Source organism: Brucella sp. LJL56 (genome assembly GCF_054871705.1).
Window position 1 is genome coordinate 1 of record NZ_JBTXLQ010000003.1, and the last position, 22,805, is coordinate 22,805.

A 22,805-nucleotide genomic window follows, 5' to 3' on the forward strand; every position below is an offset into this window, starting at 1 on the left:
TACATCAACAGAACTCTCATCCCGTCAATGCCGCCAGCCAACCAAATCCAACGTCACCGCCAAACCCAATCAACCAACTCAACGGACGAACCAACCTGCCGCTAGCAGCGTCGCCGCCCTCGTTGTGGCGCCATATAGACCCCATCATTCCAAACTGTCAACGCAGTTTCGCAAAAATTCAGGAATTTTCTTTCCACAGACCAACAAACAAAAAGAGCCGCTCTAAAAGCGGCCCTTTTGAAAAACACGCTTAGTTTAATCGGGTTCGTATTCGCGTATGCCGTCATCCTTGGCAAACAATACGCATGGTCCGTGGGAACCTCGCGGATCATATGCATATCCTTTGGCTGCGAGCGCGTGCGTCATGTCGCGAATTCCGGCCAAGCCATAAAGGTGATCGTGCAATTCAAGGAAAATGCGTTCCACACCTTTCAAATCGGCACTCTGGAGCAGATCGCGCTCAGCACCTTCAATATCCATGACGAGAACATTGATACCGTGGCAAACAATAAATTCGTCAATATTGATCGAGGATAACTCGATAGCGTGCTCATACGGCCCCTGCTTCTCATCCATGGATGACATCCAGAGGTCGCGCCGCACATAGAAGCGGAAGGAGCTAGGCTCACCCGCCGTTAAGATACCTTGCGAAAGCACAACATTATTGAGGCAGTTAGCGTCGATAACGCGCCGAGCGAGTGCCGCCGTAGATGGATTCGCCTCAAAGGCCCAAACCGACACGTCTGAAATCTTTGCGATAATGGATGTGATGATCCCGATACCCGAACCCAACTCCAGCACGCGGTCGCCCGGCTTCACCGCCTTGAAAATGGACCGCGCTTCCTTGGCCTCGTAGCTCCCGCTCGTCAAAGCCTGCCATATAACAGGTGACACTTCGTCGGATGCGATCGGTACGTTAATCCCATGTACTTTCAGCAATTCCTGCGCCCCAATTCCCCAGCATTAGAGTATCATATCAAACGTCGTAGCAGAGAATGCCCCGACTTATTCAACACATCGCAACGTAACTTTGCGATGCAACCCGTATGTGAACATAAACTGATTTGTGCAGCTTATGCCAGTTGCCACGGCATGGCACCATCAACGATCTGAAGCCTGGCCAACTGCCTTCGCAGCCTGTCCACTGCGATCATGAAGATGTTTAAGTTTTGAGGCCGGCATCGGCTTACCTATAAGATAGCCCTGCACCTGATCGCATCCCAATCTTTTAAGACACTCAAACTGCTCCTCGGTCTCAATGCCTTCTGCAATCGTTACCATTCTGAGGCTCCGCCCCACCCCGGTTACGAGCTCGACAATAGCAAGAGCATCCGGTCGCGTTGTCACATCGCGCACGAAAGACCGATCAATCTTTATCTTATCGAATGGAAATCCGCTGAGGCTGCCGAGCGACGAATAGCCCGTTCCGAAATCATCCATCGCAATCTGGATACCCAACGCCTTCAATTGGCGTAGTGTGCTCAAGGTCTGTTCGTTCTTGTCCAGCAAAACCGATTCTGTAATCTCGAGTTCCAACCGCTCCGCATGAAGTCCGCTTTGCTCAAGCGCACCAACTACGCTCTGAATAAGGTTCAGGCTGCGAAACTGGACAGGAGAGAGATTGACCGCAATCTTGAGCTGCCTGTTCCAATGGGCGGCTTCCAGGCAGGCTGTGGCGAGCACCCAGTCTCCAAGAGCATGAATGAAGCCGATCTTTTCGGCGACCGGAATAAATTCAACGGGTGAAACAGAGCCACGGATAGGATGAGTCCAACGGAGCAGCGCCTCATAACCACATATTTCACGTGTTATGGTGCAAGCCTGCGGCTGATAATAGACCTCCATTTCGCCATTCTCCAACGCTTTCTGAAGGTCAGCTTCGAATGACTTCTTTTCCCGCAAGCGCGTCTGCATCTGCGATTTGAACACACTTGCATGACCAGGCCCGAGTGCCTTTGCTTCATAGAGCGCGAGATCAGCGTGTTTGAAAAGTTCTTCTGTGTCCGGTTCACCCTGGGAAATTGCAACGCCGACACAGGTTCCGATTTTTATTTCCAGTTCGCCAACATGATAAGGCTGGCTGATCGCGTCCATTAGACGATCCGAAAGCTCCAGAGCTTCTTCTTCCCTCAGCCCTGTTGAAAGCAGGGCAAACTCGTCTCCGCCCAGTCGGCATACCATGTCACCACGTTCGCCGAGCTTGGTGAGACGCCGCGCAACTGCCTGCAACAGCGCGTCACCGACGTCATGCCCAAGTGTATCGTTGACGTCCTTGAAGCCGTCGAGATCCAGAAGAAGAATAATGGCTGACTGGCTTCCGGCTTGCGCGGCCTGTAGCCTTTTCTCCAAATCCTGCCGGAACAGGACACGATTGGGTAATCCTGTCAGAGCGTCGTGATGCGCATCGTGCTCAAGCCGAAAATTCTGCGACTGCAGTTCACCCGTCGCCTGCCGGAGATCGCTCGTCAGGCGCTGCATGCTACCGTGGGCCCGATCAAGAAGCTTATTGTGACGAAGTAGGAGAATAACCAGCACCACACCGCAAAGAATAAGACCCGCCGCCAATCCGGTGTAGATGAGATGTAGCTGGCGAACTTCAGCCTGCGCGACATCGATAAGCCCAACGTCATATTCGACTGCGGATGACGCGAGCGCCGTCATTGGCCCGTCAAGTGTACTCATTGATTGCAGAAGGGTTTTGATTCCCTCTGCGTCGAGCTTATCCAGTTGGACATCAAGTGTCTGCAGAACGTCGCTCAGCTTCAAAAACAGATCGCGCCGCTGTGGATCATCTTGAATGAAGGAACGCAGATTACCCTGCTGTAGCAACTCCAGCCGACCGAGCATAATATCGAGACGAAGGCGTACTTCGTCATGTGTGTCCTCGTTCAAATTCAGGGCATAACCAGCCAGAACATGTTCAAGCCGCATATATTCCGACACCGTCTGCCCAACAGCCCAGGAGTCATTGTAACGGGAGAATTTCTGAAGCGCTGTCTGTCGTTCGGCAATGACATAGGCGATGTAGGCCGTTGCCACCACGAAACAACAGATAATAACGCCTAGAATTCGTCTCACACTTTGCCTCTATTCAACTATCAGCTTGGCAACCTGCCACGCGGAACGTGTGTAATAGGTCTGGCTTTGGAGCTGTGGGTCGCTGTCATATGGGTAGATTATAAACAATGGTCCTTTATCGCGAACCGCCATGTAATTGCCATCCCGCTTCATAGCAAGAATAACATTGAACTTCTTGAAGTCCTCCATCGGTAGCGAGCTGACATAGTCATTCAACGCTACCGCTGTCACTTTCGTTCCCCTAGCGCCGACAAGCGTCATAAGCTTGTCCATCGATACGCCCTCGAAACGCACGCGGCCATCGTACCATGGATTAGCCGTTTCTACGGTCACCAAACCGATAGCCTCCAGCATGTCCCGGTCGAATTGCGCAGTATCACCAACATTGGTATTAGTGATATTGCCGGATATGACCAGGATCGGCTTCCCCATCGGCTTGGCCAACGGCTCCGCAGCCGCCCCGGATAACCAGACGAAAGGCAAGAGCAGACAGAAAAAGAGTCGGATGAGTTTCATTGCATTTCTCCATGATAAATTAGACCAATAAAGAGAATTGCCTAAATCAACGTGAAGATCGCATGAGTTTTGTATTTTTTCATGTTCATATGCAATAAAAATGAAATATCAGCAGCAAGTGTGACGCAACGTAACTTCAAATGATCGCGGCCCGCGAGTTATCCTGCTGTTTGATCGCTTTATACGATAGTAACGCTTTTACCATGCCGTCGCAGATGGGCGCACTGTGAATCCAACACAGCAGATTTCCAGCATAAGCGCAGAACGGATTTGCGTGAAATAATATATGAAAACAATTGGATAGATCAGTTTCAACACTTCCGCATCAACTGAAAACACTTCAGTACATCCGGCAAAAAGAAAAAGGGCAACGTGAGTAACATTACCCTTTGAAGAAATTCGACGAATATCGTCTGTTCAACCGGCCAGTTGCCCTCCAGTCATTGGCTCTGGAGCTCCGGTCGTGCTCGGAAAGCTGATCGGCAAGCCGCGCAAGACCCGCACTGCAAGGAAAGCAAAGCATTCAGCCTCTACAGCATCGCCGCGCCAGCCAAGTGTTTCGGCAGGGACGAGTTCCACATTCGCACGCTCAACCAACATGCGCATCATGGTCGGATTGCGACGCCCACCACCGCTAACTGCAAGTCGTTTCGGTCGACGCGGCAGAATATCCAGGGCCTTGCCCACCGCAGAGGTCGTGAACGCAGTCAATGTCGCCGCGCCATCTTCCTCACCAAGTCCATCGGCCATGGCCTCGGTAAAATCGAATCGATCCAGCGACTTGGGGTACGGAGCAGATAGATAGGGGTGCTTGAGCAGTTCAGCTAGCCGCATCTCGTCTACCTTGCCCTTTGCAGCCAGCGCCCCGTCGCGATCCATTTCGCCCAATCCATGCTTCTTCATGAAGTCATTGATCGGCGCATTGGCGGGGCCAGTATCGAATGCCACAAGCACATCATCGCCATCCCACCACGTAATGTTACCGACACCGCCAAGATTGAGTATTGCTGTACTGCCGCTCGCATCGGCACCGCGCAACAAGGCCGCATGATACACAGCCGCGAGTGGAGCACCCTGCCCGCCTGCGCGTATGTCCGCTGTCCGGAAGTCATAGGCTACTCGGGTTCCGAGCAGCTCGCTCATCAAGCCACCATCACCAAGTTGCCGGGTGTCGCCTAGCTTGCCTGCTTGCGGCGCGCGATGCAGCACTGTTTGTCCATGGAAACCGACGACGCCGATGTCCGCCATCGACAATCCATTTTCCTCGACCAATTCCCGCACAGCCGCGGACTGCGCGCGTGTCAGCGCTTCCTCGGCCTCGGCAAATACAGCAGGCTCTGGCCCCTCAAAATTCCAGATGCGGGCCTCGGCTTGCGCCTGTTCCAAAAGATCACAAATCCAGCGCGGATAGGGTTTCAACGCATAAGCGCCGAATTCTGCAATAGTTTCACCATCAGTTTTCAAAAGAGCAACGTCGATGTTTCCATCAAGCACGGTGCCCGTCATCAGGCCGACGGCCCATATTGGCTGCATAACGTCTCCTATCCCAATGAAATTGCGTCGCCGACGCCCTGCCGCAGCGCAAGGATACCGCTGTCGGAATGGCGCGTCGGATGGATGCGGTTGGTGAGCAAGGTCCATGCCCTACCCGCTTCAAAATCGATCCACAAGCCGGTTCCCGTGAAACCAGTGTGACCGATCGTGTCCGTCGAATTGAAGTTACCGCCTGACCAGCCCTCATAGGGCCTTTCCCAGCCATGCGTGCGGGTCGCGGACAATGGCTGGCGCATCAAGCTGATGGCATTTTGCGATGCGCCACTACCATCGAGCAAGCCAATTGCGAAATCGAGTATGGAAGCAGCCGTACCGAATAGACCCGCATGGCCAGCACCCTGCAATGCCGAACAATTGTCGTCGTGCACTTCTCCACAGAGTACGCGACTGCGCCATGTACAATCTTCGGTGGCCGCGCTCATTTCGGCCTCCGCTGAGAAAGCAAACCCATTACCAGGATCCATCTCGCGAATGGTTTTGCCGTAAAGTCTTTCCATCGCAAAGCCGAGCAGGATGAAATTGATATCCGAATAAACCGGTGTGGATTTTCGCCATTCACGCTGCAGAATAAATGCGCGCAACAATTCCGGATCCCGCCCATAGGTGTAGATGGGTTCGACCGATGGAAATGGTGTCCGGTGACCAAGACATTCGCGAAAGGTGACTTTGCGCTCCCAGGCGTCGTTATCATATTGCCTGAGATCTGGAAGCAAAGTGACCAATGGAGCATCGAGATCAATGTTTCCTTCCTCGGCCAGCGCCAAGATGCGGGGAGTCGTAAAAATCACCTTCGTCAGCGATGCGAGGTCGAACCATGTATCCGTTGTCATCGCACGTCGGGTCGGGATGACCTGTGCATAACCGGTCGCCCGGACAGCCCGGTGCCCGGAGAGATCGACCATTCCAAACACCCCACCCGGAATACGCCCTGAATCACACGCTTCCGTCAGCAGACGGAACGCATTTTCAAAGCGAGCCGTAAAGGCGGTATCGACAGGGTGGCGGACATTCAGTTCTGCCATGATGACTAAGCCTCGGTCCGGGCCATGTGATCATGACCATATGTCTGCCAATGAGCCGGCATCGGTTCATAACCGAGTGGGCGAACGAGCGACGGCACTTGCCGTGTGTCGAGGGTAAAATGTTCATTACGCCGATCAATGCTTGGAACAGCAGAGATCAGTCGCTTCGTATAGGAATGTTTCGGCGCAGAAAGAACCGATGCGGCATCGCCGATTTCCACGATCTGCCCGGCATAAACAACTGCGATTCGGTGCGCGATGCGCTCTACCACCGCCATGTCGTGCGATACGAACAGATAGGCAAGGCCGCGTTCCTTCTGGAGATCGATTAGCAATTCCAAAACTTTGGCTTGTACTGAAACGTCGAGCGCGGAGACAGCTTCGTCCAGCACCACCACCGAAGGACTAAGCATCAGCGCGCGGGCGATGCAAAGCCGCTGGCGTTGCCCACCCGAGAATTCATGCGGATATCGTTCCAGACTGTTTGTGGGTAATCCCACACGGTCGAGTAGCTGCAGCATCTTCTGCCGCGTTTCCGGCCCATCGCGCCCGCCAGCAGCGATAACCGGCTCAGCAAGGATGCTGTCGATACGAAGGCGCGGGTTGAGCGATGCATAGGGATTCTGGAAAACCATCTGCACTGAAGTGGAGCTTCGGGCATCAATGGTGCCTGCTATACCGACATCAAGCTTGCCACGTGAGGCTTTGACAAGTCCGAGGATCGCCCGCGCAGTCGTTGACTTGCCTGAACCACTTTCTCCCACAACAGCGAGTGTTTCACCCGGAACAAGATCGAAATCAACGCTCTCCACTGCATGAACTGCACCAAGTTTGCGGCCGAGAAAGCCACCCCTTACGGGGAAACGAACCGTGAGCCCTTCCACAGCCAGAATTGGCCTTGCGCTGCGCTCTGCGCGTGCATTATCGGTTCGCACTGCATTACCACTTTCAAAATGCGGCACGGCCTTCAGGAGATGTTGCGTGTAAGGATGCTGCGGGCGATCAAGCACGGCACTCAACTCACCTTGTTCGACCGCTTCGCCATGCTGCATCACCATGATCTTGTCGGCCATGCCTGCGACCAGCCCTATGTCATGGGTGATGAAAATCATCGCCATGCCGGTTTCGCGTTTCAGCTCTGCGAGCAGTGCCATAATCTGCGCCTGTACCGTAACATCAAGCGCGGTGGTCGGTTCGTCGGCAATCATGAGACGTGGATTACAAGCAAGCGCTGTGGCAATCATCACCCGCTGCAACATACCGCCCGAAAGCTGGTTCGGACAATATTTAAGACGTCGTGCAGCGTCTGGAATGCGCACACGATCAAGTGCGTCTCTGGCTGCGGAAGCGGCCTGCCTTCCAGTAAGCCCGCGGTGGAGACGGAACGATTCCTCAATCTGAGTGCCGATCGTGAGCACAGGATTGAGTGACGTCATCGGCTCTTGAAAGATCATGCCGATTTCTGCACCACGGATTCTCGTCAACTCACCTTCGTTCGCAACAGCCAGATCAATCATGGTGCCATCGGCGCGGTTCAGCTTGATCGTTCCGTCGATAATGCGACCTCCACCGAAATCCACAAGACGGTTGATCGACAAAGCGGTGACCGATTTGCCCGAACCACTTTCACCGACAATCGCCAGCGTTTCTCCGGCGGCGAGATCGAAACTCACACCACGCACAATCTCGTTCGCTTCCGGATTTCGGCCAAACCCGACACGAAGATTCGAGACGGATATAAGTTTGTTCATGCTGCGATCCTCCGCATTCGAGGATCGAGAATGTCACGCAGGGCGTCACCCAGAAGATTGAAGCCAAGAATACCGATCATGATCGCCAGCCCCGGAAAGGCCAGCAGCCATGGCGCGGTTTCCATGAGATTACGCGCATCTGCCAGCATGAGGCCAAGCGACGAAGCAGGTGGCTGAGTGCCGAGACCGAGGAAGCTTAAGCCTGCCTCTGTTAGCAGCGACCAGGCCAGCGCCAAAGTGATTTGCACAGTCAGAGGCGCGATCAGATTAAGCAGCAGATGGCGCGAAAGGATATAACGGTTGCTGCTGTGGAACGTACGTGCCGCATCTACGAATTCGCGCGTTTTGATCGACAATGCCGGACCGCGCACAACCCGCGTGAATATCGGGGTGTAGACAATGGCAATGGCAGCAATGCTTGTCCCGGTTCCCGGCCCGACCACGGCAATGATGAGAAGCGCAAGCAAAATTGCCGGGAATGCCAGCAGCACGTCCATCACACGCATGACGGTGCCGTCCCACCAGCGCCCGAACCAGGCTGCAGTCAATCCAAGAACAGTACCAGCAAAAGCAGCCATTCCGACTGCTGAAAAACCGACGACGAAAGATTGTGCAATACCAGCCATCAGGCGGCTCATCACGTCACGCCCAAAGAGGTCCGTTCCCATCCAATGGGCAGCACCTGGAGGGCGCAGCCTGTCTATACGGTACTGCAACAACGGGTCATGCGGCGTGAAACCAAAATAACCGAGGCACGCTACAATCAGATAGACCAGCACAATGAGGCCGCCAATGCGGCCACTCGGATGAGCAAGAACGGACCGCACTATCTGCATCAGTTCTCTCCCAGACGAATGCGCGGATCGAGCGTGACGTAGAGGAGATCAACCAGCAGATTAACGATCATGAAGTTGAAGGCGATGAAGAGAATACTACCCTGCACCAGCGCATAATCGCGCTGCAAAATGGCATCAAGCACCATACGTCCCAGCCCCGGTAAAGCATAAATCTGCTCAACCAGCACAGCCCCACCCAGAAGATAACCGAATTCCACGCCGCTCAACGTCACGACCGGGATAAGTGCATTGGGCAATGCATGCCGCCAGATGACAGCGCGGGCCGAAGCACCTTTGCTGCGGGCTGTGCGAACATAATCGTCGCTGAGAACATCCAGCATTGCCGAACGTGATATGCGTGTAACCGACGCTGCAAATGCGAAGCCGAGCGTTATGGCAGGCAAAATCATCTGCAAAAAATTCTGCCACGGATTTACCCATAGCGGCGTGAATTCGCCCATGGCGGGCAGTACGCCGAAGCCTGCAGAAAGAATATAAATGAAGAGGAGACCGAGAACGAAGCTTGGCGTCGACTGGCCAATCATCGCAAAAATACGAACCGCAAGATCGGACATTTTCTCGTTGCGCGTAGCCGCATAAACCCCAGCCGGGAGACCGACAATCAACGCGATAGTCATCGACATCAATGCCAGTTGCAGCGTCAGCGGAAAACGCTCCAGAATAACTGTCAGAACCGGCTTTCCGAATGTGACAGACACTCCCATATTACCCTGCAACACGTCACCGAGCCAGCGCCAGTACTGTGTAGTCCAGCTTTGATCGATGCCGAAATATTGCGCCAGTGACTGCCGTTGTTCCGGCGTCAGTAATCCAGCCTCCGTTCCGAGCATTGCCGTGATGGAATCGCCCGGAACCATACGGATCGAAACGAAGACAAGGATCGACACCCCCAGCATGACCAGGGGAAATGTCAGCAGCCGACGTGTCAGATAATTCATGTCAGATTACTCACGGCCTGCCGTTAAGGAAGGCAACTGAAAGCCACGCCTTCCTGATGAAGGCGTGGCGGATTTCATGACATCACTGCCCAATCTGCAGCTTGGTTACGCCGAATAGCGAACCGGTGGCGCGAGGCTCAAAACCTGTAATATTCTTCTGGTGAGCAACATAGTTGTTGGCCGTATAGAGCCAAACCCATGGAGAAATTTCCGTTATGTGCTTTTCGAAATCGGTGAAGATCACCTTTCGTTTTTTAGGATCGGTCTCAACTCTTCCCTTTTGCATCAGATCATCGAGCGTATCGTCGATATACTGCGCGACCTTTTGAAGATTTCCCGCCTTGGTCCAGTAACGACCATACATCGTATAGGGATCAGCCGAACCGCCGTTCAAAGCCACGGCCATGTCGAAATCACCCTTCAGCCATGTATCGACATAGACGTTGAGTTCCATCATCCGGATATCGAGCTTGATGCCGATTTCGGCGAGTTGCGACTGGAGGACCTGAGCTTCAGCCGCAGCGGTTGCTGGCTCTCCATTTGCAGCTATGATGGTTGCCGAAAAGCCATCCGCATAACCGGCATCCGCCATCAGCTTCTTCGCTTTTTCGATATCGCGTTTGTAACAGAAGAGCGTGTTCGGATCGTTCGCATAGGTGGGCATGGTCAAGGGACCTGTCACCTTGCCTTCACCAAGCAATGCGGTGTCGAGCACATCCTGGCGATCAACAGCGCAGGAAATGGCCTGGCGCACGGCCAGCTCTGTCATTGGTTTGCGCGAGGGATTTAGCTGCAACACGTGATAGGCTAGTGCCGGTGTGCGCACCAGTTCCAGCGTGCTCTCACGCGGCACCATCGTTGCGACCAGCGGGTCGTTGAGGAGAGCGAAATCGATCTGCTTGGCGCGAAGCGCCGCAAGAATTGCTGTTTCATCCGGTAGAACACTGATGTCTATACCATCAACTGCTACTTTACCGCCCGCCCAGTCGGGATTGGCTTTCAGCACTTCCTTGGAATTTGGCTCCCAGCGCTCAAGGATGAATGGCCCTGATCCAACGGCCTTCGTGCCGATGTTGCCAGCCTTGATCTCACTTTCGGGAACTACCGCCGCATTGATGCTGGCAATAGCTGCCAACAACGGAACATCTGGCTGAGAAAGCTTAAAGACAACCGTTTCGGCGTCCGGCGTTTCAATAGCAGCAATAGAACCGAAATTGGCACGTGCCACTGCGCCTGTCTTTTCATCCAGAATACGCTCGAAAGATGCTTTCACATCGGCAGGCGTTACCGGCTGTCCGTTCTGGAATTTTGCATTCTTGTCGAGTTTGAATGTGAGAATCTTGCCGCCATCGGAAAAATGCCAACTCTGTGCAATGGCAGGTGCGATTTGAAGGTCCGAACCAAGACGGACAAGCGGCTCATAGATAAGTTCCAACAGGCGAATCGATGAAAATGCTGGTTGTTTATGTGGATCGAGGCCGGTGGCATCCTGCGACCAAGCCATCCGGAGTGTCGCGGCAAATGCCGCCGAAACACCCAATCCACCAAAACTCCCAATGCTCATCGCTATTGCGGCGGCACCCGCAACAAGGCTCTTTTTGAAACTCGCTCCCATTTTCTTCCCTCGCAAATTACTGCAATGCTAATGTCCGACTGCTTCCCCGCTTCGGCTTACACTTTATTGGCATTTATTGCCTGTCTAAGAAATCCCCCAGCATTCTTTAATGCCGTTCTTGCTTCATCCACTGGCATTCCCGTGATGACCACGAGAATTGCGAGCTTAACGTCATTGTCCGTCACGGAGAGAACGCGTTTCGCTTCCCTCGCCCCACAACCGGTTGCCTGCATAACAATTCGTGACGCACGCGCGACAAGCTTCTTGTTGGTGGCGCTGACGTCCACCATGAGATTCTCGTATGTCTTGCCGATTCGGATCATGCTCGCCGTCGTCAGCATATTGAGAACCAGTTTCTGCGCCGTACCGGATTTAAGACGCGTAGAACCTGTCAATATTTCAGGTCCGACAACCGGCGATATGGCAATTTCGGCCATAGTCGCAATGGTCGAATTGGGATTGCAGGACAAAGCCACCGTTGTGGCACCGATTGATGCTGCGTAGGCCAAGCCGCCGATCACATAGGGTGTGCGTCCGCTGACTGCGATTCCTACAACGACATCGTGCGGAGCCAAACCGATATCGCGCAGATCAGATTCGCCTAACGACGGGTTATCTTCTGCCCCTTCGATTGCATGTTGTAGCGCATTCACACCGCCAGCGATCAACCCGATCACCATACCTTCTGGTACGCTGAAAGTTGGCGGACATTCCGATGCATCGAGGACACCAAGGCGTCCGCTTGTTCCAGCACCCATATAGATCAGCCGACCGCCCGATCGAAATGCTTCGACAATCTTATCGACCGCCTGTGCGACATGAGGCAACACATTCTCAACGGCAGTCGGAACTCGATGGTCCTCATTGTTGATACGACGTACAATAGCGAGGCTCGACAAAAGATCGATATCCATCGTGGACGGATTTCGCTCTTCTGAAACCAGCCTTTCCAGCTCAGATAACAAAGCCTGTTCAGTCATGCCTCTGCCTGCTTATAGAACAGCGTTCAGGATCCGCTGCCATATGGTTAACGAACGGTAAGATTATAAATTCCCTTAGTCAACCACACAATGGAATAAATTATTCCCATTCGATGAGTGCCATACGTTTGCGCTCAACTGGAGATCACCATATTTCGAGCAAGAATGATCGCACCTGAAACAGCATCGCCATCGGCAGGTTTGAGTCGCCGGCGGACATCCGGCGCCAGCCACGGTTCGAGTGGAGTAGCAAGCCCGCCGATCAGCGCAACGCGAGGTGCCCCTTTTTCGAAAAGTACGCGCACGATAGTATCTATATGACCCGCAGCAGCTTGAACGATCTGGCGCGCTGCTGCATCACCCTGATCCGCATGGCGCATGACCATAGGTGCAAGAGATGCATATTCCGTGGCAGTGGCCCGGTCCATCCACGCGACCGCCTCCATCGGGCTTTGATTAAAACGCTCCATGACTTCGTTGAGAAGTGGCGTGCGTTCAATACGTCCATCATGGGCCTGAAGCGCCCGCTGAATCGCTGACAACCCCAGAAAGGCACCACTGCCTTCGTCTGAGATGGGAAAGCCGTAGCCTCCAACGCGGATATCGACGCCATTCACGAAGCCCAGGCCGATCGAACCGGTTCCCGCAATAACGATAGCTCCGTCATTACCCGAATGTGCACCGAGACAAGCGCCTTTGCCGTCACTCATGAAATGAATACTCGAAAATGGGTGCGATATGGCCTGAAGCGCTTCGAGCGCACCCTGTCTGCCTATGCCTGCAAGTCCCACACCTACATGCGTTCTTGACAGCTCCTCCACCTCCAGACCCGCCTCGCTAATTGCTGCATCGAATGCTCGCGCGATAGATTCCCAGGCTTTCTCTATTCCGAGGCGTGTTGTCGCCGGGCCGGATAACCCCTGCCCCAGAACATTGCCAGCTTCATCTTCCAGCCGGGCCCTGCAGCCCGTACCGCCGCCATCCACACCAAGATAGAACCGATTTTTTCCTATCCCGTCCGACATCATTCTGACAGCCGTTCTATATCTGCGCCGCAAAGCTTCAGTTTGCGGTCAAGCTGCTCATATCCGCGATCCAGATGATAGATGCGATTAACGACAGTTTCTCCCTCGGCAACGAGTGCTGCCAGAACGAGAGAAACCGATGCCCGCAAGTCCGTCGCCATGACCTGTGCGCCATGTAGCGGGCGCCCGCCGCGCACCAACGCGGTCGTCCCCTGCAGTTTGATGTCCGCGCCAAGCCGCATCAGTTCAGGCACATGCATGAACCGGCTTTCGAACACCGTCTCACGGATGAGTGAGGCGCCTTCGGAACAAGCTGCCAGTGCCATAAATTGGGCCTGCAGATCGGTGGGAAAACCGGGATACGGTTCGGTCGTCAGATCAGCACCACGCAAGGAGCCGTTGCGCGAAATAACCAGCCCGCGATCGCTTGGCCATACACTGACGCCTATGGTTTCAAGCACTTGCACAACAGAAGCGAGATGTTCAAGACGGGCGTGAGTCAGTTCGAGAGTGCCGCCGGTAATAGCCGCTGCAACAGCGTAAGTACCTGCCTCGATGCGATCCGGTATGCCGTGGTGACGTGCAGGCCGCCACGATGTATCGCCTTGAACTAAAATGCGATGTGTACCCGCTCCTTCAATCTGGGCTCCCATGGCGCTCAGACATGCAGCAAGATCAGCAATTTCAGGCTCACGAGCTGCATTCAGTATTTCGGTTTCGCCACGGGCCGAGGCTGCCGCCATCATCGCCGTTGCCGTCGCACCGACGGAAGGTGCAGGCAAAACAATGCGGCTCCCGATCAGGCCATTATCGGTCGCAGCGACAATCCAGCCGCGATCAATGGAAACATTTGCGCCAAGCGTGGCGAGCGCTTTCAGATGCATATCGACAGGACGCGCGCCAATGGCGCATCCGCCCGGCAAGGAAACACGAACTTTACCCAGTCTCGCCAACAAAGGTGCCAGCACCAGAACCGTCGCACGCATCCGCCTTACTGTGTCATAAGGCGTCTCTCCTATAACAAGATCTGTCGCAGTTATTGTCGTTGAGTGCGGCGCACAGGAAATCTGTGCCCCATGCGATTGCACGACATTAAGCATGTTTTCGACATCACTGACCGCAGGAAGGTTTGTGAGTTCAACAGAATATGGGCTTAGCAGGGAAGCCGCGATTTGAGGCAGTGCGGCATTCTTCGCACCGGAGATACTCACCGCACCCTGCAAGGGTTTTCCGCCGACAATTCGCAATCGTTCCATGTCTTGCCACCATGTCCTCGCTTACAGAGAGTTAGCTCATTCCACATTTTTTAACATGTAGGAATTTTATATTCCAAATCAATTTGGGTTGTCTTATGGATCAAGGCAACCGAATATCGAACCCTCCGACGCCGGAATGGGGAATAATCGCACATGTCGATCCTGCAAAAAATCAACGCCAAACTAAATGAACTGACTGTTGCAGACCGAAAGATCGGCCAGTTCATCATCGACCATCCGGAACAGGTGTTGCGGCTTTCCTCCTCTGCATTGGCGGAAGCGACGGGGCGCAGCCAGTCGAGCGTCGTCAAATTTAGTCAGAAATTCGGTTTTGACGGCTATCAGGAACTTAAGCTTGCCGTCAGCGAGGCTCGGGCCAAAGAGTGGCAGGTTCCGGCCGGGATGGTCCACGGCACGATCGAGACCGGCGACAGCTATATCACGGTGCTGCAGAAGCTGATCGGCAGCAAGCTCCAATCCATGCAGAAAACGATTTCCGCCAATGATGAACAAGGCATCGACGGTGCATTGCAAGCCCTCATCAGCGCCCGGCGTATCCACCTGGCCGGTGTCGGTGCATCGTCACTCGTCGCACGCGATTTTTCTTACAAGCTGATGAAACTTGGCCGCAACGTGATGCACGATAGTGATAGTCATATCCAGATGGCCAATGTCTCGACCTTGCACGAGGGCGATGTTCTGTTTGCCCTTTCCTACTCTGGAACGAGCATCGAAACATTGCGCATCGCCGAACAGGCGAAGAAGTGGGGAGCGACCGTAATCGCTGTTACGGGCCTCAACGAGAACCCGCTCAATAAAATCGCCGATATTCGCCTGTACACGGTCGCCGACGAAGAGCGTGTTCGCTCATCATCAATAACGGCGCGCGACGCGCAACTGGTTCTGACGGATTTGCTTTTTATTCTGCTGTTCCAACGCCAACAGGATGCCAATGATTATGTACATAAAAGCGAAGCTGCGGTGTCTTCGCTGAAAATATGAGCCGCGGGTTCAATCAATAATAGCGGCAGCAGCAAGGCTTGCAAAAGCGGCAACGAATGCCACTGCAACTGCACCAACCTTCGTGAACAGATTAAACGCATCGCCCGGCGTTTCGCGGTTTGACATGTTGAGATAAACGAGCGCCGCTACGATGATACCAATCGAAAAAGCGAAAGCGGAAACCCACTGCCATAACTCAGGCATGAAACCTCACAAACGATAAACCAACTTTTGAAACTGCGGACCGTTTATCGAAACTTTATTACCGCAGTGTGATCTCACATAATGTTTCCGGTTCAGTTAAGCAATGCAACATGGGGCTTTCAAACCACACGATCATCAATTTGTAATTGCTCGATTCCCTCTCAAATTCGCCACAGCGTTGCATTTTCACAATCGGAGATTACGGACCCGTTTCGATTGTTCTGTGACTGCCGTCGACGCCGACGACTGCACAAGCTTTTGAATATAGGCCGGAAAGTTGACTTTCAGACGGCGAAAGTCGTGATATATCTGCAGAGAAACGAACCGTGTTCAAGCGCAGGCTTTGCACTGAAACAAGATCACAAAGGTATGCATAATGACTTCACCGTCATCTTCTCCGCGAATCGAACAAGAAGAACGCCTTGAGCGATTGGCACTGTTGCAAAACAAGCTGAGCGAGCGCGGTATTGGCGGCCTTCTGCTCGGACCGACCGCGAGCTTGCGTTATTACACCGGGCTTGTCTGGCATATCAGTGAACGTTTTCTGGGTGCCCTCGTCACACCGTCGGAAGTTATTTATATCGTACCCGGTTTTGAACAGAGCCGTGTCGAGAGCCTACCGCACCTACCGGGAGAAATCCGTGTATGGCAGGAAGAAGAGAGCAGCGCTGCACTGATAGCATCATTCATTCCGGAAGGTGTCACGCTTGCTGTAGACGATGCCGTCCCGCTGTTCGTCTACAACGCTCTCAAGCATGAAATCGCTCCTGAGCGTCTGCTCGACGGCGGAGAATTGATCCGGGAACAGCGCCTCTGCAAATCAGCCAACGAAATTGCAATTATTCAGTACGCGATGGATCTGACGCTTGAAGTTCATCGCCGGGCGCATGCGCTGATCAAGCCTGGCATCGCGGCAAGCGAAGTGGTGCGCTTCATTGATGAGCAGCACCGCGCGCTCGGCGCTACCGGCGGGTCGACATTCTGCATTGTCTCTTTCGGGGCGGCGACTTCGCTGCCGCATGGCGCAGATGGGGAGCAATTCTATCAGCCAGACGACGTTATCCTTGTGGATACCGGATGCCGCATCGATGGCTATCATTCGGATCTCACACGCACCTACATGCTGGAAGAGCCTGGTGCAGAGTTTTCGCGCATATGGACAATCGAACGCGAAGCGCAACAAGCAGTTTTCGACACTGCGAAGCTCGGCGCGGCTTGCTCAACACTCGATGAGGCCGCTCGCACTACACTTGTGAAACATGGATTGGGACCAGATTACGCGTTACCGGGCCTTCCGCATCGGGCCGGTCACGGCCTTGGTCTGGAGATTCACGAGGCCCCTTATATCGTCCGCGGTAATTCGCTCCCGCTCGCTGAAGGCATGTGCTTTTCCAACGAGCCTATGATTGTGGTTCCTGACAAGTTCGGCATTCGTCTGGAAGATCATATCCATATGACGGCAACCGGACCGAAATGGTTCACCCAACCGGCAAAGGGCCCAACCGAACCTTTCGCGTAAAGCCGCATTATTGCTATCGATTGCCGGATATTCCTGCCCAGCTTTCCGATTTCTTTTCGCCAACACCAATCAGATCGATGGCTCGGGCCGCGATCTGATTGGCCACTTCGTCGACCGACTGCGGTTTGAAATAGAAGGCCGGAACAGGCGGCATTACAATTGCACCCATTTCTGTCACCGTGCACATATTGCGCAAATGAACCAGATGCAATGGTGTTTCCCTTGCGATCAGGATCAGCCTGCGCCGTTCCTTCAAATGAACATCGGCAGCACGGGTCAGGAGACTGTCGCTATGGCCTGTTGCAATCGCCGCGAGCGTGCGCATGGAGCATGGCGCAACGATCATACCCGCAGTTGCGACTGATCCGCTCGCGATCAGAGCACCGATGTCACTGACGGAATAACTTCTGTGCACCAGCCGATGTAGAAGCGCATAACCGTCAGGACCCAACTCGTGCCGCAACGTCTGTTGCGCGGCATCCGATACGACAAGATGGGTTTCGACGTCATTCAAAGATGAAAGCTGCTCCAGCAGTTTGAGCGGGATAAGGGCGCCTGATGCGCCGGAAATACCGACAACGACCCGTTTCATTGCATTTTTCCCTTGTCTAACCCAAGCTCGTGCCACATCGCATCCACGCGTGCTATAACATCATCACTCATACCCAACACCGTGCCCCATTCCCGTTCGGTTTCGGCACCGATCTTGTTGGTCGCATCAAGGCCCAGCTTTCCGCCCAAGCCCGAACGCGGCGATGCAAAATCGAGATAATCCACCGGCGTATCAGCAAGTGTAACGACATCGCGACTCGCATCGAAACGGGTGGAAACGGCCCACATCACATCATCCCAGTTGCGGACATTTATGTCCGGATCGACTGCGATTATAAGTTTCGTATAACTGAATTGCGGTAGCATCGACCAAAGCCCCATCATGACCCGCCGCGCCTGACCGGGATAGCGCTTATCGATCGAAACCACCATTGCACGATAAGAACATGCCGCCGGAGGAAGCCACAAATCTGCAATTTCCGGGAACTGTTTTCGCACTATCGGCACGAACAGCTCATTCATCACCTCGCCAAGTCTGGCTGGTTCGTCCGGTGGACGACCGGTATAGGTGGAGAGATAAACCGGATTCTTCCGCATGGTCATCGCGGTCACTTGAATGACCGGGAAATCCTCGACACTGTTATAGTAGCCGGTGTGATCGCCATACGGGCCCTCTGGCGCGGTGACTGATGCGGAAACTCGCCCTTCAAGAATAATTTCAGCGTTGGCCGGTACGGCCAATGGCACAGTACGCGCATCGACCACGGATAGTCTGCGCCCGGCAAGCAGTCCAGAGAAAGCAAGCTCGCTCATTCCTTCAGGCAGGGGCATGACGGCGGAAAGAATCGTCGCCGGATCGGCTCCGATAGCCACTGCAACAGGCATATCCTCCCCTCGCCTTTGCCACATACGGTGATGGCGTGCACCGCCACGATGAGCGAGCCAACGCATGATCAGCCTGTCCGGACCAAGCTTCTGCATTCGGTAAATGCCAACATTTATGTCCGATGGATCATCCGGTGCCCGCGTTATGATCAGCGGCCATGTAACAAGCGGTGCGGGCTCTCCCGGCCAGCACCACTGGATCGGCAGTAAATCGAGATTGACATCTTCGCCTTCCAGTATCGTTGCCTGTACAGATGCGCATCGCACGTGACGAAGCCGCATATTCAACGCAGCTTTTGCCAGAGGCAGCTTGCTCCATATTTCGCCCGCTGAACGCGGCGGCGTTGGTGCCCGCAATTCCGCCAGCATATTGGCCAGGTCGGAAATTCCATCGGCAGAACATCCAAAGCCCAATGCAATCCGCCGTTCGGACCCGAAAAGATTGGCCACCAGAGGCATCGAATGATGACGACCATCGGCATCGACCGGTTGCTCAAAGAACAATGCCGGACCATCCATCTCGAGCACACGCTTGTGGATCTCCGTTATCTCCTGAACAAGCGACACCGGACGCTTGATCCTGACAAGATCGTTACGGCGTTCAAGTTCCGACAAAAAGCTTTGCAGGCAGTCGTAGTGCGGCAGAGAAGAAGAAGACGTTTTCATCCCCGACTTTTGAATATCGAATTCTTTCGCCGTCTTTGATCTGAATCAAACTGTCCGCTTATTGAATCGCATAATTCTAAAATCATCTTGTAAAGCTCATCGGAGCGGAGTGATGATGAAAATACCTCCGGCTGTGGCTGTTCCAGTCCGGCTTGTTCCGCCGTTTCTGATCGCCCCTTTTGTCTCGCGCATTTTCCTTCAGGTGATGCGCGCACATCCAGGTCTGTTCGAACGTCTCGGAGATTATGCGACGAAGCGTTTCCGTTTTCGCCCCTGCGATATACCATTCGCCTTCGTGATCGAGCCGGATAAACCGCGCATCACAATCTTGCGCGACGATGAAGTCACGGAAGTCGACGCAGGTATCGAAGGCCCGCTGGTTATGTTGCTCGCACTTCTCGAAGGTAAGCTTGACGGGGATGCACTGTTCTTCTCCCGAGATATTACCGTGACGGGTGACATGGAGGCCATGCTGGCGCTTCGCAATGCACTGGATGACTGTAACATCGACCTTCCATCCGACCTCGGCACAAGTGTCGGACCGTTTGGCCCGGTGGTGCGTGGCATCGCAAATTACGTACGCAGCAAAGCCTTGGGCAAGGAATCTACCGGATGGAACTGATTTGTCCTGCAGGCACGCCGTCGGCCTTGCGCGAAGCGGTAGGCGCGGGAGCGGATGCTGTCTATTGTGGATTTCGCGACGAAACGAATGCGCGCAACTTTCCCGGACTTAACTTCAATCGTGACGAACTGCACGATGCGATCCAGTTCGCTCACGCTCGCAAAACACAGGTTTTTGTGGCCATCAACACGTTCATGCGCGCGGGCGACGAACAGATTTGGTATCAGGCTGTGGATGATGCCTCTGCCCTCGGCGCAGACGCGGTTATCCTCGCCGATTTCGGTTTAATGGCCTATACGGCCGAGAAACATCCCACGCAGCGGCTTCATGTATCCGTACAAGCTTCCGCTTCCAATTCCGATGCAATTCAGTTTCTGGTCGATGCATTCAAGGCAAAGCGTGTCGTGTTGCCACGCGTTCTGACCATTGCAGATATCGCAAAACTTGGCCGCAAGATCGATTGCGAAATGGAAGTTTTCGTATTCGGTGGCTTGTGCGTGATGGCAGAAGGACGATGTTCCCTGTCTTCTTATGCCACAGGCAGATCACCTAACATGAACGGCGTTTGTTCGCCGGCAAGCCATGTCCGCTACCGCCAGGACGGACAGGAACTCGTTTCCGAACTCGGTGACTATACGATCAATCGTTTTCCAGTGGGCGAGCCCACCGGCTATCCGACACTCTGTAAAGGCCGGTTCAATATTGCAGATGAGCAAGGTTATGCATTCGAAGACCCGGTTTCGCTGGACGTCATGAACCATATAGATGAGTTACGAGCAGCGGGGGTCTCGGCGCTCAAGATTGAAGGTCGCCAGCGTGGCAAGGCTTATGTTGGCGAGGTCGTCTCCACACTTCGCCAGACACTCGCGGCAAGCCCTGAAAGCCGCGCTGCCTTGCTGTCCCGCCTCCGTCTGCTGAGTGAAGGCCAGCAGACGACTTCAGGCGCATACGATAAACGCTGGAGATAGATATGTCAGCAGACAGCCTCAGCCTCGGTCCCGTACTCTTTCTGTGGAATGGCCCAAAATGGCGGGATTTTTATTTCCGCATCGCCGATGAAGCCCCCGTCGACAATGTTACCGTAGGTGAAATCGTATGCTCCAAACGGTTCCACTTCCTGACACCTTATATGGACACAGTAATTGAGCGACTGCAGCGCGCAGGAAAAACAGTAAGCCTCGGCTCACTGGCACTTGTCATGCTTGAAAGGGAAGCCAAGCAGGTCCGTCAAACGATCAAGGAAGCTACGCTGCCGGTGGAAGCAAACGATCTATCGGCGCTGGGGCTTTTGTCCGGCACGCCGCACACAATCGGCCCGCTGGTCAACGTTTACAATGCCGCTACCGCGAAAGTTCTTGCAGCACGCGGCGCGCAATCGATCTGCCTCCCGCCAGAACTACCGCTCAGCTCGATATGCGAGATCGTCAAAGCCGCACCTGATATTGCCTTTGAAATATTCACGTTCGGACGCGTGCCGCTAGCCATTTCGGCCCGTTGCGCGCATGCACGGTCCAAAGGACATATAAAGGACAATTGCCAGTTCGTCTGCGGCGAAGAGCCGGACGGATTGCCGGTCAAAACACTGGACAGCCAACCTTTCCTGGCACTGAACGGCGTACAGACCCTCTCACATACCTGTCAGTCCCTGCTTGAGGATTTGCCTGATCTGCAGGAAGCGGGAATCAGACGTTTCAGACTATCGCCGCAGGATTGCGATATGGTGGAAATCGCTCATATACATACCGAGGTGCTGAACCGGCTTATCAGTCCCGACGAGGGGATAGCACGCTTGCGCGCGGTCTATCCGAGCGTGCCGCTCTCGAATGGATTCCTGCACGGGAATATTGGGGCGGCCTGGATTAGCCGTCAGCGTTCAATTGCTGCAAACTAGATACAGGCAGTTTCCACTTTCAGAAGACATAATCTGGATCGCGTTTCGATCTGATTGAATCAGATCGGCGCTCATAATCATAATATTGTTTTAACGCGTATCTTATCCGAAGACCGTTTCACACTTTTCGAGGTGCGCTCTAGCTTTCGCCTTCGGCTATCGATCTCAGATGTCGGAGGTCGCGAACAAGCAATGATTGCCTGCCACCTTCAACCCAGCCTTTGGCCTGCCACTGGCTGATGATACGCGATACCGTATGCAAGGTTGTCCCGGTCAATTCAGCGATATCCTGTCGCGAAACAGGAAAATCGATACGCACGCCGCCGCTTTCTTTTACCCCTGCTTCACCGACCAGCCTCAACACTGCATGAGCAACACGTGGTTCGACTTCCTGCGTCGAGATTTCCCTGATGCGGTTATGTGCTGCGTCCAGTCTACGCCCGATTATCTGCATCGTATTGACGGCAAGTGCTGGACTGCGCGCCATGAAATCGGTCATCATTTCCATCGGCCAGGCTAACACCAAACTATCGACAGCAGCCAAAGGCGTGCCTGGATAATCCTCGCGTCCCAGCGCCACCGCGAAGCCGAAAAGCTCTCCAGGATTGACAACCCGCACGATAATCTGTTGGCCATCCACTGTAACTTGCATGACTTTCAGTCGTCCGCGTAGCAATACATAGAAATGGCTTGCATCGTCGCCTTGATTGAAGACGGCGGCTCCCTTGGGCACGATACGCTGTGTAGACTGGCTAAGAAACTGGTCAAAACTTGCATCATCCATACCGGCAAAGACCGGCAGGGGGCGGATATGTGTTTTATCAAGGGGGGTAGCCATCACATCCTCATTGCCACGCCGCCGGCCGGCGGAA

General features: G+C 54.0%; 22 protein-coding genes. 6 read left to right on the forward strand and 16 right to left on the reverse strand.

Features of this window, described 5'->3' with window-relative positions; translation table 11 throughout:
* Positions 1–254 (forward strand): hypothetical protein (locus tag ACYSN1_RS12005; RefSeq protein ID WP_461725887.1); only part of this gene is annotated, 254 nt, incomplete at its 5' end.
* Between the two features lies 1 nt (position 255).
* On the opposite strand, the gene ACYSN1_RS12010 is transcribed toward ACYSN1_RS12005, so the two are convergent.
* From ACYSN1_RS12010 to murA, 12 genes are all read right to left on the reverse strand, one after another.
* Positions 256–939: an FkbM family methyltransferase gene (locus ACYSN1_RS12010; RefSeq protein ID WP_461725888.1), complete on the reverse strand. Its 684-nt coding sequence runs from the start codon at positions 937–939 to the stop codon at positions 256–258.
* Between the two features lie 162 nt (positions 940–1,101).
* Positions 1,102–3,078 (reverse strand): putative bifunctional diguanylate cyclase/phosphodiesterase, encoded by a 1,977-nt coding sequence (locus ACYSN1_RS12015; RefSeq protein ID WP_461725889.1) that lies wholly within the window; start codon positions 3,076–3,078, stop codon positions 1,102–1,104.
* A gap of 9 nt (positions 3,079–3,087) precedes the next feature.
* A complete protein-coding gene (locus ACYSN1_RS12020; protein WP_461725890.1) occupies positions 3,088–3,594 on the reverse strand; it encodes a putative pterin-binding protein in 507 nt (168 codons plus the stop codon).
* A 417-nt stretch (positions 3,595–4,011) separates the two neighbouring features.
* Positions 4,012–5,127 (reverse strand): anhydro-N-acetylmuramic acid kinase, encoded by a 1,116-nt coding sequence (locus ACYSN1_RS12025; RefSeq protein ID WP_461725891.1) that lies wholly within the window; start codon positions 5,125–5,127, stop codon positions 4,012–4,014.
* Positions 5,128–5,135: 8 nt separating this feature from the next.
* The gene (locus ACYSN1_RS12030; RefSeq protein WP_461725892.1) at positions 5,136–6,170 is read right to left on the reverse strand and encodes a serine hydrolase domain-containing protein; all 1,035 of its coding nucleotides are present in this window, start codon (positions 6,168–6,170) and stop codon (positions 5,136–5,138) included.
* 5 nt (positions 6,171–6,175) lie between these two features.
* A complete protein-coding gene (locus ACYSN1_RS12035; protein WP_461725893.1) occupies positions 6,176–7,921 on the reverse strand; it encodes an ABC transporter ATP-binding protein in 1,746 nt (581 codons plus the stop codon).
* The gene (locus ACYSN1_RS12040; protein ID WP_461725894.1) at positions 7,918–8,757 is read right to left on the reverse strand and encodes an ABC transporter permease; all 840 of its coding nucleotides are present in this window, start codon (positions 8,755–8,757) and stop codon (positions 7,918–7,920) included. Before ACYSN1_RS12040 ends, ACYSN1_RS12035 begins: the two co-directional genes overlap by 4 nt.
* The gene (locus tag ACYSN1_RS12045) at positions 8,757–9,716 is read right to left on the reverse strand and encodes an ABC transporter permease (protein WP_461725895.1); all 960 of its coding nucleotides are present in this window, start codon (positions 9,714–9,716) and stop codon (positions 8,757–8,759) included. Before ACYSN1_RS12045 ends, ACYSN1_RS12040 begins: the two co-directional genes overlap by 1 nt.
* An 82-nt stretch (positions 9,717–9,798) precedes the next feature.
* Entirely contained in the window at positions 9,799–11,331 is a 1,533-nt protein-coding gene (locus ACYSN1_RS12050) for an ABC transporter substrate-binding protein (RefSeq protein WP_461725896.1), read from the reverse strand.
* 56 nt (positions 11,332–11,387) lie between these two features.
* Complete coding sequence (gene murQ / locus ACYSN1_RS12055) at positions 11,388–12,311, reverse strand: N-acetylmuramic acid 6-phosphate etherase (RefSeq protein ID WP_461725897.1); 924 nt, start codon at positions 12,309–12,311, stop codon at positions 11,388–11,390.
* Between the two features lie 134 nt (positions 12,312–12,445).
* Positions 12,446–13,339, reverse strand: coding sequence for a glucosamine kinase nucleotide-binding domain-containing protein (locus ACYSN1_RS12060; RefSeq protein ID WP_461725898.1), 894 nt, complete (start codon positions 13,337–13,339; stop codon positions 12,446–12,448).
* Positions 13,336–14,592 carry a UDP-N-acetylglucosamine 1-carboxyvinyltransferase gene (gene murA, locus ACYSN1_RS12065; protein WP_461725899.1) on the reverse strand — a complete coding sequence of 419 codons (1,257 nt, stop codon included), beginning with the start codon at positions 14,590–14,592 and terminating at the stop codon, positions 13,336–13,338. The genes ACYSN1_RS12060 and murA overlap by 4 nt, the downstream gene beginning before the upstream one ends.
* Before the next feature lie 153 nt (positions 14,593–14,745).
* Between murA and ACYSN1_RS12070 the strand changes: the two genes are divergently transcribed.
* A complete protein-coding gene (locus ACYSN1_RS12070) occupies positions 14,746–15,594 on the forward strand; it encodes a MurR/RpiR family transcriptional regulator (RefSeq protein ID WP_140022556.1) in 849 nt (282 codons plus the stop codon).
* Between the two features lie 9 nt (positions 15,595–15,603).
* Here the strand turns inward: ACYSN1_RS12070 and ACYSN1_RS12075 are convergent, their stop codons facing one another.
* The gene (locus ACYSN1_RS12075) at positions 15,604–15,798 is read right to left on the reverse strand and encodes a hypothetical protein (protein ID WP_461725900.1); all 195 of its coding nucleotides are present in this window, start codon (positions 15,796–15,798) and stop codon (positions 15,604–15,606) included.
* A gap of 376 nt (positions 15,799–16,174) precedes the next feature.
* On the opposite strand from ACYSN1_RS12075, the gene ACYSN1_RS12080 reads away from it, so the two are divergent.
* The gene (locus ACYSN1_RS12080) at positions 16,175–17,317 is read left to right on the forward strand and encodes a M24 family metallopeptidase (protein ID WP_461725901.1); all 1,143 of its coding nucleotides are present in this window, start codon (positions 16,175–16,177) and stop codon (positions 17,315–17,317) included.
* 13 nt (positions 17,318–17,330) lie between these two features.
* Here ACYSN1_RS12080 and ACYSN1_RS12085 read toward each other — a convergent pair whose 3' ends face one another.
* Entirely contained in the window at positions 17,331–17,909 is a 579-nt protein-coding gene (locus tag ACYSN1_RS12085; protein WP_461725902.1) for a UbiX family flavin prenyltransferase, read from the reverse strand.
* Positions 17,906–19,420 (reverse strand): UbiD family decarboxylase, encoded by a 1,515-nt coding sequence (locus tag ACYSN1_RS12090; protein ID WP_461725903.1) that lies wholly within the window; start codon positions 19,418–19,420, stop codon positions 17,906–17,908. Before ACYSN1_RS12090 ends, ACYSN1_RS12085 begins: the two co-directional genes overlap by 4 nt.
* A 112-nt stretch (positions 19,421–19,532) precedes the next feature.
* On the opposite strand from ACYSN1_RS12090, the gene ubiT reads away from it, so the two are divergent.
* Genes ubiT through ubiV form a run of 3 tightly spaced genes read left to right on the forward strand, consistent with a single transcriptional unit; the run spans position 19,533 to position 21,933 of the window.
* Positions 19,533–20,042, forward strand: coding sequence for a ubiquinone anaerobic biosynthesis accessory factor UbiT (gene ubiT, locus ACYSN1_RS12095; protein WP_461725904.1), 510 nt, complete (start codon positions 19,533–19,535; stop codon positions 20,040–20,042).
* Entirely contained in the window at positions 20,033–21,010 is a 978-nt protein-coding gene (ubiU, locus tag ACYSN1_RS12100) for a ubiquinone anaerobic biosynthesis protein UbiU (RefSeq protein ID WP_461725905.1), read from the forward strand. Before ubiT ends, ubiU begins: the two co-directional genes overlap by 10 nt.
* A 2-nt stretch (positions 21,011–21,012) precedes the next feature.
* A complete protein-coding gene (ubiV, locus tag ACYSN1_RS12105; protein ID WP_461725906.1) occupies positions 21,013–21,933 on the forward strand; it encodes a ubiquinone anaerobic biosynthesis protein UbiV in 921 nt (306 codons plus the stop codon).
* Positions 21,934–22,072: 139 nt separating this feature from the next.
* Here ubiV and ACYSN1_RS12110 read toward each other — a convergent pair whose 3' ends face one another.
* Positions 22,073–22,771 (reverse strand): Crp/Fnr family transcriptional regulator, encoded by a 699-nt coding sequence (locus tag ACYSN1_RS12110; protein ID WP_461725907.1) that lies wholly within the window; start codon positions 22,769–22,771, stop codon positions 22,073–22,075.
* Positions 22,772–22,805: the final 34 nt, after the last annotated feature.